The organism is Escherichia sp. MOD1-EC4550 (assembly GCF_963876935.1).
Classification (GTDB): Bacteria; Pseudomonadota; Gammaproteobacteria; order Enterobacterales; family Enterobacteriaceae; genus Escherichia; species Escherichia coli_F.
This window is the reverse complement of the sequence record NZ_CAWNSE010000016.1, coordinates 298,146-312,008: the sequence shown is the minus strand read 5'-3', so window position 1 is coordinate 312,008 and position 13,863 is coordinate 298,146. Positions and strand designations below refer to the sequence as shown.

Here is a 13,863-nt window from a genome sequence, read left to right as displayed (position 1 = left end):
GGGTCTCCCCATGCGAGAGTAGGGAACTGCCAGGCATCAAATTAGAAAAACCCCGGTCCATAAGGCCGGGGTTTTTTGCATATCAATTATTTGCATGATGAAGGGAATCTCATGTCAGTTCTGTATATCCAAATTCGTCGTAATCAAATTACTGTTCGCGATCTTGAAAGCAAACGTGAAGTGTCAGGAGAGGCTGCCTTCAGTAACCAGCGCCTGTTAATCGCCAATTTCTTTGTTGCAGAAAAAGTTCTGCAAGATCTTGTTTTGCAACTCCACCCACGTTCACCCTGGTACTCTTTTTTGCCAGCAAAACGTATGGATATTGTTGTGAGCGCGCTGGAAATGAATGAGGGCGGTTTGTCACAGGTTGAGGAACGCATTCTTCATGAAGTGGTCGCTGGTGCAACGTTAATGAAATATCGCCATTTCCACATCCATGCGCAATCAGTGGTGCTCAGTGATAGTGCGGTCATGGCAATGCTTAAGCAGAAATAATCATGTCACCATTGGTGGGTACGAAACCTGAAGTTCAGCTCACCGGGATGAGAAAAAAATTGCCTACGCCTCCACATACGCCAGATTCAGCAACGGATACGGTTTCCCCAAATCGTCCACCTCAGAGCGTCCCGTAACCTTAAATCCCAACTTCTTATAGAACCCTACCGCCCGGGCATTTTGCTCATTAACATTGGTTGTCAGTTCCGGTGCTATCGAGAGCGCATGTTCCACCAGCATCCGACCCACGCCGCAGCCGCGCACATCAGGATCGATAAACAGCGCATCCATATGCTGCCCACTTAACAACATAAACCCAACCGGCCGATCCCGCTCATTAACCGCGACCCACAACGGCGCTTCCGGCAGGAAGGAACGCACCAGCTCTTCCAGCTCGGCCCGATACTCTGCTGATAAAAAATCGTGAGTGGCATCGACAGAACGGCACCAAATCGCAACCAGTTCTTCCCCTTCCTCATGCCGTGAGCGGCGAATACTAATAACCATTTTCTCTCCTTTTCGTCATTCTTATATTCTAACGTAGCCTTTTCCTTGAAACTTTCTCACCTTCAACATGCAGGCTCGACATTGGCAAATTTTCTGGTTATCTTCAGCTATCTGGATGTCTAAACGTATAAGCGTATGTAGTGAGGTAATCAGGTTATGCCGATTCGTGTGCCGGACGAGCTACCCGCCGTCAATTTCTTGCGTGAAGAAAACGTCTTTGTGATGACAACTTCTCGCGCGTCTGGTCAGGAAATTCGTCCGCTAAAGGTGCTTATCCTTAACCTGATGCCGAAGAAGATCGAAACTGAAAATCAGTTTTTGCGCCTGCTTTCAAACTCACCTTTGCAGGTCGATATTCAGCTGTTGCGCATCGATTCCCGTGAATCGCGCAACACGCCCGCAGAGCATCTGAATAACTTCTACTGTAACTTTGAAGATATTCAGGAACAAAACTTTGACGGTCTGATAGTTACCGGCGCGCCGCTGGGCCTGGTGGAGTTTAATGATGTCGCTTACTGGCCGCAGATCAAACAGGTGCTGGAGTGGTCGAAAGATCACGTCACCTCGACGCTGTTTGTCTGTTGGGCGGTCCAGGCCGCGCTCAATATCCTCTACGGCATTCCTAAGCAAACCCGCACCGACAAACTATCTGGCGTTTACGAGCATCATATTCTCCATCCTCATGCGCTTCTGACGCGTGGCTTTGATGATTCATTCCTGGCACCGCATTCGCGCTATGCTGACTTTCCGGCAGCGTTGATTCGTGATTATACCGATCTGGAAATTCTGGCGGAGACAGAAGAAGGGGATGCATATCTGTTTGCCAGCAAAGATAAGCGCATTGCCTTTGTGACGGGGCATCCGGAATACGACGCACATACGCTGGCGCAGGAATTTTTCCGCGATGTGGAAGCCGGACTAGACCCGGATGTACCGTATAACTATTTCCCGCATAATGATCCGCAAAATACACCGCGAGCGAGCTGGCGTAGTCACGGTAATTTGCTGTTTACCAACTGGCTCAACTATTACGTCTACCAGATCACGCCATACGATCTACGGCACATGAATCCAACGTTGGATTAATCTTCTATGATAGTCGATCGTTAAGCGATTCAGCACCTTACCTCAGGCACCTTCGGGTGCCTTTTTTATTTCCGAAACACACCTCAAAAGGTGAATAAATTTTATTCATATTGTTATCAATAGGTTAACATGTATTTTTATTTAAAATGGAAATTGTTTTTGATTTTGCATTTTAAATGAGTAGTCTTAGTTGTGCTGAACGAAAAGCGCACAACGATCCTTCGTTCACAGTGGGGAAGTTTTCGGATCCATGACGAGGAGCAGCACGATGACTGAACAGGCAACAACAACCGATGAACTGGTTTTCACAAGGCCGTATGGCGAGCAGGAGAAGCAAATTCTTACTGCCGAAGCGGTAGAGTTTCTGACTGAGCTGGTGACGCATTTTACGCCACAACGCAATAAACTTCTGGCAGCGCGCATTCAGCAGCAGCAGGATATCGATAACGGAACGTTGCCTGATTTTATTTCGGAAACAGCTTCCATTCGTGATGCTGACTGGAAAATTCGTGGGATTCCTGCGGACTTAGAAGATCGTCGGGTAGAGATTACCGGACCCGTAGAGCGCAAGATGGTGATCAACGCGCTCAACGCCAATGTGAAAGTCTTTATGGCCGATTTCGAAGATTCACTGGCACCAGACTGGAACAAAGTGATCGACGGGCAAATTAACCTGCGCGATGCGGTTAACGGCACCATCAGCTATACCAATGAAGCAGGCAAAATTTACCAGCTCAAGCCCAATCCAGCGGTTTTGATTTGTCGGGTACGCGGTCTTCACTTGCCGGAAAAACATGTCACCTGGAGTGGTGAGGCAATCCCCGGTAGCCTGTTTGATTTTGCGCTCTATTTCTTCCACAACTATCAGGCCCTGTTGGCAAAGGGCAGCGGTCCCTATTTCTATCTGCCGAAAACCCAGTCCTGGCAGGAAGCGGCCTGGTGGCGCGAAGTCTTCAGCTATGCAGAAGATCGCTTTAATCTGCCGCGCGGCACCATCAAGGCGACGTTGCTGATTGAAACGCTGCCCGCTGTGTTCCAGATGGACGAAATCCTTCACGCGTTGCGTGACCATATTGTTGGTCTGAACTGCGGTCGCTGGGATTACATCTTCAGCTATATCAAAACGTTGAAAAACTATCCTGATCGCGTCCTGCCAGACAGACAGGCCGTGACGATGGATAAACCATTCCTGAATGCTTACTCACGCCTGTTGATAAAAACCTGCCATAAACGCGGTGCTTTTGCGATGGGCGGCATGGCGGCGTTTATTCCGAGCAAAGATGAAGAGCGCAATAACCAGGTGCTGAACAAAGTAAAAGCGGATAAAGCGCTGGAAGCCAACAACGGTCACGATGGCACATGGATTGCCCACCCTGGCCTTGCTGACACGGCAATGGCGGTATTCAACGACATTCTCGGCTCCCGTAAAAATCAGCTTGAAGTGATGCGCGAACAAGACGCGCCGATTACTGCCGATCAGCTGCTGGCACCTTGTGATGGTGAACGCACCGAAGAAGGTATGCGCGCCAACATTCGCGTGGCTGTGCAGTACATCGAAGCGTGGATTTCTGGCAACGGCTGTGTGCCGATTTATGGCCTGATGGAAGATGCTGCGACGGCTGAAATTTCCCGTACCTCAATCTGGCAGTGGATCCATCATCAAAAAACGTTGAGCAATGGCAAACCGGTGACCAAAGCCTTGTTCCGCCAGATGCTTGGCGAAGAGATGAAAGTCATTGCCAGCGAACTGGGCGAAGAACGTTTCTCCCAGGGGCGTTTTGACGATGCCGCACGCTTGATGGAACAGATCACCACTTCCGATGAGTTAATTGATTTCCTGACCCTGCCAGGCTACCGCCTGTTAGCGTAAACCACCACATAACTATGGAGCATCTGCACATGAAAACCCGTACACAACAAATTGAAGAATTACAGAAAGAGTGGACTCAACCGCGTTGGGAAGGCATTACTCGCCCATACAGCGCGGAAGATGTGGTGAAATTACGCGGTTCAGTCAATCCTGAATGCACGCTGGCGCAACTGGGCGCGGCGAAAATGTGGCGTCTGCTGCATGGCGAGTCGAAAAAAGGCTACATCAACAGCCTCGGTGCACTGACTGGCGGTCAGGCGCTGCAACAGGCGAAAGCGGGTATTGAAGCAGTCTATCTGTCGGGATGGCAGGTAGCGGCGGACGCTAACCTGGCGGCCAGCATGTATCCGGATCAGTCGCTCTATCCGGCAAACTCGGTGCCAGCTGTGGTGGAGCGGATCAACAACACCTTCCGTCGTGCCGATCAGATCCAATGGTCCGCGGGCATTGAGCCGGGCGATCCGCGCTATGTCGATTACTTCCTGCCGATCGTTGCCGATGCGGAAGCCGGTTTTGGCGGTGTCCTGAATGCCTTTGAACTGATGAAAGCGATGATTGAAGCCGGTGCAGCGGCAGTTCACTTCGAAGATCAGCTGGCATCAGTGAAGAAATGCGGTCACATGGGCGGCAAAGTTTTAGTGCCAACTCAGGAAGCTATTCAGAAACTGGTCGCGGCGCGTCTGGCAGCTGACGTGACGGGCGTTCCAACCCTGCTGGTTGCTCGTACCGATGCCGATGCGGCGGATCTGATTACCTCCGATTGCGACCCATATGACAGCGAATTTATTACCGGCGAGCGTACCAGCGAAGGCTTCTTCCGTACTCATGCAGGTATTGAACAAGCGATCAGCCGTGGCCTGGCGTATGCGCCATATGCTGACCTGGTTTGGTGTGAAACCTCTACGCCGGATCTGGAACTGGCGCGTCGCTTTGCGGAAGCTATCCACGCGAAATATCCAGGCAAACTGCTGGCTTATAACTGCTCGCCGTCCTTCAACTGGCAGAAAAATCTCGACGACAAAACTATTGCCAGCTTCCAGCAGCAGCTGTCGGATATGGGCTACAAGTTCCAGTTCATCACCCTGGCAGGCATCCACAGCATGTGGTTCAACATGTTTGACCTGGCAAACGCCTATGCCCAGGGCGAGGGTATGAAGCACTATGTTGAGAAAGTGCAGCAGCCGGAATTTGCCGCCGCGAAAGATGGCTATACCTTCGTATCTCACCAGCAGGAAGTGGGTACAGGTTATTTCGATAAAGTGACGACCATTATTCAGGGCGGCACGTCTTCAGTCACCGCGCTGACCGGCTCCACCGAAGAATCGCAGTTCTAAGCAACAACAACCGTTGCTGACTGTAGGTCGGATAAGGCGTTCACGCCGCATCCGGCAATCGGTGCACGATGCCTGATGCGACGCTTGCGCGTCTTATTAGGCCTACAACCGTTGCTGACCGTAGGCTGGATAAGGCGTTCACGCCGCATCCGGCAATCAACGCCTGATGCGACGATTTGCGCGTCTTATCCGGCAATTCACTGCTCCTGATGAGGGCAACAAATGCCGCGTGGCCTGGAATTACTGATTGCACAAACCATTCTGCAAGGCTTCGACGCTCAGTATGGTCGATTCCTCGAAGTGACTTCCGGGGCGCAGCAGCGTTTCGAACAAGCCGACTGGCACGCTGTCCAGCAGGCGATGAAAAACCGTATCCATCTTTACGATCATCACGTGGGTCTGGTGGTGGAGCAACTGCGCTGCATTACCAACGGCCAAAGCACGGACGCGGCATTTTTACTGCGCGTTAAAGAGCATTACACCCGGCTGTTGCCGGATTACCCGCGCTTCGAGATTGCGGAGAGCTTTTTTAACTCCGTGTACTGTCGGTTATTTGACCACCGCTCGCTTACTCCCGAGCGGCTTTTTATCTTTACCTCCCAGCCAGAGCGCCGTTTTCGTACCATTCCCCGCCCGCTGGCGAAAGACTTTCACCCCGATCACGGCTGGGAATCTCTGCTAATGCGCGTTATCAGCGATCTGCCGCTGCGTCTGCGCTGGCAAAATAAAAGCCGTGACATTCATTACATCATTCGCCATCTGACAGAAACGCTGGGGACAGACAACCTCGCGGAAAGTCATTTACAGGTGGCGAACGAACTGTTTTATCGCAATAAAGCCGCCTGGCTGGTGGGCAAACTGATCACGCCTTCCGGCACATTGCCATTTTTGCTGCCGATCCACCAGACGGACGACGGTGAGTTATTTATTGATACTTGCCTGACGACGACCGCCGAAGCGAGCATCGTCTTTGGCTTCGCACGCTCTTATTTTATGGTTTATGCACCGCTGCCCGCAGCACTGGTCGAGTGGCTACGGGAAATTCTGCCAGGTAAAACGACCGCAGAATTGTATATGGCTATCGGCTGCCAGAAGCACGCTAAAACCGAGAGCTACCGCGAATATCTCGTTTATCTACAGGGCTGTAATGAGCAGTTCATTGAAGCGCCGGGTATTCGTGGCATGGTGATGTTGGTGTTTACGCTGCCGGGTTTTGATCGGGTGTTCAAAGTGATTAAAGACAAGTTCGCGCCGCAGAAAGAGATGTCTGCAGCTCACGTTCGTGCCTGCTACCAACTGGTGAAAGAGCACGATCGCGTGGGCCGAATGGCGGACACCCAGGAGTTTGAAAACTTTGTGCTGGAGAAGCGGCATATTTCCCCGGCATTAATGGCATTACTGCTCCAGGAAGCAGCGGAAAAAATCACCGATCTCGGCGAACAAATTGTGATTCGCCATCTTTATATTGAGCGGCGGATGGTGCCGCTCAATATCTGGCTGGAACAAGTGGAAGGTCAGCAGTTGCGCGACGCCATTGAAGAATACGGCAACGCCATTCGCCAGCTTGCTGCCGCCAACATCTTCCCCGGCGACATGCTGTTTAAAAACTTCGGTGTCACCCGTCACGGGCGCGTGGTGTTTTATGATTACGATGAAATTTGCTACATGACGGAAGTAAACTTCCGCGACATCCCACCGTCGCGCTACCCGGAAGACGAACTTGCCAGCGAACCGTGGTACAGCGTCTTGCCGGGCGATGTTTTCCCGGAAGAATTTCGCCACTGGCTATGTGCCGACCCGCGTATTGGTCCGCTGTTTGAAGAGATGCACGCCGACCTGTTCCGCGCCGATTACTGGCGCGCACTACAAAACCGCATACGTGAAGGGCATGTGGAAGATGTTTATGCGTACCGGCGCAGGCAACGGTTTAGCGTGCGATTCGTATAAATCAGAGGCGAAAATGTCACCGCATCCCGCTGTACGCCAGCGTCACTTCCTTCGCAGCTTTAATCACCATCGCACCAAACTCGGTTACGCGATCATCGGTAATACGTGAAATCGGCCCGGAAATCGAAATTGCCGCAAATGGTTCGCGGTGCTCGTCGAAAATACACGCTGCGAGGCAACGCAGCCCCAGCGCATGTTCCTCATCGTCAAATGAATAACCCCGTTTTCGCGTTTGGGCGAGATCTTCTTTTAAATGTACAGGAGACACCAGTGTTGCGTGGGTATAGGCATGTAACCCTTTGCGGTGCAGCAGCTTCGTCACCTGTTCTTCGCTCAGTTGGGCTAAAAAGGCTTTACCCGCACCGGAAGCGTGCATCGGTAATTTACCGCCAATAGGGGCGGACATACGCATCAGGTGCGTACACTGTACCTGGTCGATAATAATCGCTTCGTGATCGCTTTGATCAAGCACCGCCATATTTACCGTTTCGCCAGACTCTTCCATTAGATTGCGCAGGATAGGGTGAACAATGGCTAACAAATTACGGCTCTGGAGAAAGCTGCTGCCGACCATAAAGGCATGTGCGCCGATTGCCCAGTGACCCAGTTCGCCAACCTGACGCACAAAGCCCTGTTGTTGCATCGTGGTTAGCAAGCGATGGGTCGTGGAATTAGGCAATCCGGCTTGCTGTGCCAGTTCCGTGAGTGCCACACTGCCATTGGATTCGGCTATCCATTCCAGTAATTTCAGGCCACGCGTTAAAGACTGTACTTGCCCGGTAGCGGGGGCGGTGGCAGCGGCGGGTTTTCTGCCGCGTTTTGCGGGAACAGGTGCGACCATGACAGCCTCCTTTTTCTGTATCGTGGAAATCATTTTCATTTTTATTGCTATCTAATGCAATAGTTGCCACACTGATCCGATGAGTTAATGTTGAACAAATCTCATGTTGCGTGGTGGTCGCTTTTACCACAGATGCGTTTATGCCAGTATGGTTTGTTGAATTTTTATTAAATCTGGGTTGAGCGTGTCGGGAGCAAGTGTGAGCAGCAAAGTGGAACAACTGCGTGCGCAGTTAAATGAACGTATTCTGGTGCTGGACGGCGGTATGGGCACTATGATCCAGAGCTATCGACTGAACGAAGCCGATTTTCGTGGTGAACGCTTTGCCGACTGGCCATGCGATCTCAAAGGCAACAACGACCTACTGGTGCTCAGCAAACCGGAAGTGATCGCCGCTATCCACAACGCCTACTTTGAAGCGGGTGCGGATATCATCGAAACCAACACCTTCAACTCCACGACCATTGCGATGGCGGATTACCAGATGGAATCCCTGTCGGCGGAAATCAACTTTGCGGCGGCGAAACTGGCTCGCGCTTGTGCTGACGAGTGGACTGCCCGCACGCCGGAGAAACCGCGCTACGTTGCCGGTGTTCTCGGTCCAACCAACCGCACGGCGTCTATATCTCCGGACGTAAACGATCCGGCATTCCGCAACATCACTTTTGACCAGCTGGTGGCGGCCTATCGCGAATCCACCAAAGCGCTGGTGGAAGGTGGCGCGGATCTGATCCTGATTGAAACCGTTTTCGACACCCTTAACGCCAAAGCGGCGGTCTTTGCGGTGAAAACGGAGTTCGAAGCGCTGGGCGTTGAACTGCCGATTATGATCTCCGGCACCATCACCGACGCCTCCGGGCGCACGCTCTCCGGGCAGACCACCGAAGCATTTTACAACTCATTGCGCCACGCCGAAGCGCTGACTTTCGGCCTGAACTGTGCGCTGGGGCCAGATGAACTGCGGCAGTACGTGCAGGAGCTGTCACGGATTGCGGAATGCTACGTCACCGCGCACCCGAACGCCGGGCTGCCCAACGCCTTTGGTGAATACGATCTCGACGCCGACACGATGGCAAAACAAATACGTGAATGGGCACAAGCGGGCTTTCTCAATATCGTCGGCGGCTGCTGTGGCACCACGCCACAACATATTGCAGCGATGAGTCGTGCTGTAGAAGGATTAGCGCCGCGCAAACTGCCGGAAATTCCCGTAGCCTGCCGTTTGTCTGGCCTGGAGCCGCTGAACATTGGCGACGACAGCCTGTTTGTGAACGTCGGTGAACGCACCAACGTCACCGGTTCCGCTAAGTTCAAGCGCCTGATCAAAGAAGAGAAATACAGCGAGGCGCTGGATGTGGCCCGCCAGCAGGTGGAAAACGGCGCGCAGATTATCGATATCAATATGGATGAAGGGATGCTCGACGCCGAAGCGGCGATGGTGCGTTTTCTCAATCTGATTGCCGGTGAACCGGATATCGCTCGCGTGCCGATTATGATCGACTCCTCAAAATGGGACGTTATCGAAAAAGGGCTGAAGTGTATTCAGGGCAAAGGCATTGTTAACTCGATCTCAATGAAAGAGGGCGTCGACGCCTTTATCCATCACGCGAAACTGTTGCGTCGCTACGGTGCGGCAGTAGTGGTGATGGCCTTTGACGAACAGGGCCAGGCCGATACCCGCGCACGGAAAATCGAGATTTGCCGTCGGGCGTACAAAATCCTTACCGAGGAAGTCGGCTTCCCGCCGGAAGATATCATTTTTGACCCGAACATCTTCGCGGTTGCCACAGGAATTGAAGAGCACAACAACTACGCGCAGGACTTTATTGGCGCGTGTGAAGACATCAAACGTGAACTGCCGCACGCGCTGATCTCCGGCGGCGTTTCTAACGTTTCGTTCTCATTCCGTGGCAACGATCCGGTGCGCGAAGCCATTCACGCGGTGTTCCTCTACTACGCTATTCGCAATGGCATGGATATGGGGATCGTCAACGCCGGGCAACTGGCGATTTACGACGACCTACCCGCTGAACTGCGCGACGCGGTGGAAGATGTGATTCTTAATCGTCGCGACGATGGCACCGAGCGTTTACTGGAGCTTGCCGAGAAATATCGCGGCAGCAAAACCGACGACACCGCCAACGCCCAGCAGGCGGAGTGGCGCTCGTGGGAAGTGAATAAACGCCTGGAGTACTCGCTGGTCAAAGGTATTACCGAATTTATTGAACAGGACACCGAAGAAGCCCGTCAGCAGGCTACGCGCCCGATTGAAGTGATTGAAGGCCCGTTGATGGACGGCATGAACGTGGTCGGCGATCTGTTTGGCGAAGGCAAAATGTTCCTGCCGCAGGTGGTCAAATCGGCGCGTGTGATGAAGCAGGCGGTGGCTTACCTCGAACCATTCATAGAAGCCAGCAAAGAGCAGGGCAAAACTAATGGCAAGATGGTGATCGCTACAGTGAAGGGTGACGTCCACGATATCGGTAAAAATATCGTTGGCGTGGTGCTGCAATGTAACAACTACGAAATTGTTGATCTCGGCGTGATGGTGCCTGCGGAAAAAATTCTCCGTACCGCCAAAGAAGTGAATGCTGATTTGATTGGCCTTTCGGGGCTTATCACGCCGTCGCTGGATGAAATGGTTAACGTGGCGAAAGAGATGGAGCGTCAGGGTTTCACCATTCCGTTACTGATCGGCGGCGCGACCACCTCTAAAGCGCACACGGCGGTGAAAATCGAGCAAAACTACAGTGGCCCGACGGTGTATGTGCAGAACGCCTCACGCACCGTTGGTGTGGTGGCGGCGCTGCTTTCTGACACTCAGCGTGATGATTTTGTCGCTCGTACCCGTAAAGAGTACGAAACCGTACGTATTCAACATGGGCGCAAGAAACCGCGCACACCGCCAGTCACGCTGGAAGCGGCGCGCGATAACGATTTCGCTTTTGACTGGCAGGCTTATACGCCGCCGGTGGCGCACCGTCTCGGCGTGCAGGAAGTCGAAGCCAGCATCGAAACGCTGCGTAATTACATCGACTGGACGCCGTTCTTTATGACCTGGTCACTGGCTGGGAAGTATCCGCGCATTCTGGAAGATGAAGTGGTGGGTGAAGAGGCGAAGCGCCTGTTTAAAGACGCCAATGACATGCTGGATAAATTAAGCGCCGAGAAAACGCTGAATCCGCGTGGCGTGGTGGGGCTGTTCCCGGCAAACCGTGTGGGCGATGACATTGAAATCTACCGTGACGAAACGCGTACCCATGTGATCAACGTCAGCCACCATCTGCGTCAACAGACCGAAAAAACGGGCTTCGCTAACTACTGTCTCGCTGACTTCGTTGCGCCGAAGCTTTCTGGTAAAGCAGATTACATTGGCGCATTTGCTGTGACCGGCGGGCTGGAAGAGGACGCACTGGCTGATGCTTTCGAAGCGCAGCACGATGATTACAACAAAATCATGGTGAAAGCGCTTGCCGACCGTTTAGCCGAAGCGTTTGCGGAGTATCTCCATGAGCGTGTGCGTAAAGTCTACTGGGGCTATGCGCCGAACGAGAACCTCAGCAACGAAGAGCTGATCCGCGAAAACTATCAGGGAATCCGCCCGGCACCAGGCTACCCGGCCTGCCCGGAACATACGGAAAAAGCCACCATCTGGGAGTTGCTGGAAGTGGAAAAACATACCGGCATGAAACTTACAGAATCTTTCGCCATGTGGCCCGGTGCATCGGTTTCGGGTTGGTACTTCAGCCACCCGGACAGCAAGTACTACGCGGTAGCGCAAATTCAGCGCGATCAGGTCGAAGACTATGCCCGCCGTAAAGGTATGAGCGTCTCAGATGTTGAACGCTGGCTGGCACCGAATCTGGGGTATGACGCGGACTGATTCACAAATCTGTCACTTTTCCTTACAACAAACAGGGCGCTCAATGAGTGCCCTGTCTCTTTATTAATATGAAACACTTATACTGGAATCAGGCTGGAATAATCTTAGCCGGAAAAACGAATGTCAAAAGTCACGATAAAGATTTCAGTCAGCGTGTTTCCGGTCCTTTGGTCATTCAATTGCTTCAGGAACATATAACGATAAGGAGAACCTGAACTCGTGTTAACGCTGCTTCACCTGCTTTCTGCCGTCGCCCTGTTGGTCTGGGGGACACATATTGTTCGAACAGGCGTAATGCGCGTCTTCGGCGCACGTCTGCGTACCGTTCTGAGCCGGAGCGTCGAAAAAAAGCCGCTCGCCTTTTGTGCGGGGATCGGCGTTACCGCACTGGTGCAGAGCAGTAATGCTACCACCATGCTGGTGACTTCGTTCGTCGCTCAGGATCTGGTTGCCCTCGCGCCTGCGCTGGTGATTGTGCTGGGTGCAGATGTCGGGACGGCGCTAATGGCGCGTATTCTCACCTTCGACTTATCCTGGCTGTCACCGTTACTTATTTTTATCGGCGTGATTTTTTTCCTCGGCCGCAAACAGTCACGCGCCGGGCAACTAGGCCGTGTCGGTATTGGTCTTGGGCTGATTTTACTGGCGCTGGAATTGATTGTGCAGGCCGTAACGCCGATCACCCAGGCAAACGGCGTTCAGGTGATCTTTGCCTCGCTAACCGGCGATATTCTGCTGGATGCGCTGATTGGCGCGATGTTCGCCATTATCAGCTACTCCAGCCTTGCTGCTGTACTGCTGACCGCGACTCTGACCGCCGCAGGCATCATCTCCTTCCCCGTGGCACTTTGTCTGGTGATTGGTGCTAACCTCGGCTCCGGCTTGCTGGCGATGCTCAACAACAGTGCCGCCAATGCCGCAGCTCGCCGTGTCGCGCTGGGTAGCCTACTGTTTAAGCTGGTGGGTAGTCTGATTATCCTGCCGTTTGTCCATTTGCTGGCAGAGACAATGGGGAAGTTGTCATTGCCAAAAGCGGAACTGGTGATCTATTTCCACGTTTTCTACAACCTCGTTCGTTGCCTGGTCATGCTGCCATTTGTTGAACCGATGGCACGTTTTTGCAAAACGATTATTCGCGATGAACCGGAACTGGATACCCAGCTACGGCCTAAACATCTGGATGTCAGCGCGCTGGATACGCCCACGCTTGCTCTGGCGAACGCTGCCCGCGAAACCCTGCGCATTGGCGACGCCATGGAACAGATGATGGAAGGGTTGAATAAAGTGATGCACGGCGAGCCACGGCAGGAGAAAGAGCTGCGTAAGCTGGCTGATGACATCAACGTTCTCTATACCGCTATTAAGCTGTATCTGGCGCGAATGCCAAAAGAAGAGCTGGCGGAGGAAGAGTCGCGTCGCTGGGCGGAGATCATCGAAATGTCGCTTAACCTTGAACAGGCCTCCGATATCGTCGAGCGCATGGGTAGTGAAATTGCCGACAAATCGCTGGCTGCAAGGCGAGCATTTTCGCTTGATGGCTTGAAGGAACTGGATGCGCTCTATGAGCAATTGCTCAGTAATTTAAAACTGGCAATGTCGGTTTTCTTCTCTGGCGATGTTACCAGCGCCCGTCGTTTGCGCCGCAGCAAACATCGTTTTCGCATTCTTAATCGCCGCTATTCCCACGCCCACGTCGATCGCCTGCATCAGCAAAACGTGCAGAGCATTGAAACCAGTTCGCTACATTTAGGCTTACTGGGCGATATGCAGCGTTTGAACTCGCTGTTTTGTTCGGTGGCTTACAGTGTGCTGGAACAGCCGGATGAAGATGAAGGACGGGACGAGTATTAATACCGTGACCCTGAAGGCCTGATAAGACGCGTAAAGCGTCGCATCAGGC

The 13,863-nt window shown here is 52.7% G+C and carries 9 protein-coding genes; 7 read left to right on the top strand and 2 right to left on the bottom strand.

What is annotated here, in order from left to right; all coding sequences use genetic code 11:
* Window positions 1–111 precede the first annotated feature (111 nt).
* Window positions 112–495 (top strand): YjaA family stress response protein, encoded by a 384-nt coding sequence (locus AACU19_RS14625; protein WP_001353546.1) that lies wholly within the window; start codon window positions 112–114, stop codon window positions 493–495.
* Between the two features lie 63 nt (window positions 496–558).
* On the opposite strand, the gene AACU19_RS14620 is transcribed toward AACU19_RS14625, so the two are convergent.
* The gene (locus AACU19_RS14620) at window positions 559–1,002 is read right to left on the bottom strand and encodes an acetyltransferase (protein ID WP_088541567.1); all 444 of its coding nucleotides are present in this window, start codon (window positions 1,000–1,002) and stop codon (window positions 559–561) included.
* Window positions 1,003–1,158: 156 nt separating this feature from the next.
* Here AACU19_RS14620 and metA point away from each other — a divergent pair, with 156 nt between their 5' ends.
* The 4 genes from metA (at window position 1,159) to aceK (ending at window position 7,239) form a co-directional block, all read left to right on the top strand.
* Complete coding sequence (metA, locus tag AACU19_RS14615; RefSeq protein WP_001122781.1) at window positions 1,159–2,088, top strand: homoserine O-acetyltransferase MetA; 930 nt, start codon at window positions 1,159–1,161, stop codon at window positions 2,086–2,088.
* Between the two features lie 268 nt (window positions 2,089–2,356).
* Window positions 2,357–3,958 (top strand): malate synthase A, encoded by a 1,602-nt coding sequence (gene aceB, locus AACU19_RS14610; RefSeq protein WP_105279092.1) that lies wholly within the window; start codon window positions 2,357–2,359, stop codon window positions 3,956–3,958.
* A 29-nt stretch (window positions 3,959–3,987) separates the two neighbouring features.
* Window positions 3,988–5,292 (top strand): isocitrate lyase, encoded by a 1,305-nt coding sequence (gene aceA, locus AACU19_RS14605; RefSeq protein WP_000857853.1) that lies wholly within the window; start codon window positions 3,988–3,990, stop codon window positions 5,290–5,292.
* 222 nt (window positions 5,293–5,514) lie between these two features.
* Window positions 5,515–7,239 (top strand): bifunctional isocitrate dehydrogenase kinase/phosphatase, encoded by a 1,725-nt coding sequence (aceK, locus tag AACU19_RS14600; protein ID WP_105279091.1) that lies wholly within the window; start codon window positions 5,515–5,517, stop codon window positions 7,237–7,239.
* Window positions 7,240–7,255: 16 nt separating this feature from the next.
* On the opposite strand, the gene iclR is transcribed toward aceK, so the two are convergent.
* The gene (iclR, locus tag AACU19_RS14595; RefSeq protein ID WP_105279090.1) at window positions 7,256–8,080 is read right to left on the bottom strand and encodes a glyoxylate bypass operon transcriptional repressor IclR; all 825 of its coding nucleotides are present in this window, start codon (window positions 8,078–8,080) and stop codon (window positions 7,256–7,258) included.
* Window positions 8,081–8,279: 199 nt separating this feature from the next.
* Here iclR and metH point away from each other — a divergent pair, with 199 nt between their 5' ends.
* Complete coding sequence (metH, locus tag AACU19_RS14590; protein WP_105279089.1) at window positions 8,280–11,963, top strand: methionine synthase; 3,684 nt, start codon at window positions 8,280–8,282, stop codon at window positions 11,961–11,963.
* Between the two features lie 219 nt (window positions 11,964–12,182).
* Window positions 12,183–13,814 (top strand): Na/Pi cotransporter family protein, encoded by a 1,632-nt coding sequence (locus AACU19_RS14585; RefSeq protein WP_105277319.1) that lies wholly within the window; start codon window positions 12,183–12,185, stop codon window positions 13,812–13,814.
* The last annotated feature ends 49 nt before the right edge of the window (window positions 13,815–13,863 follow it).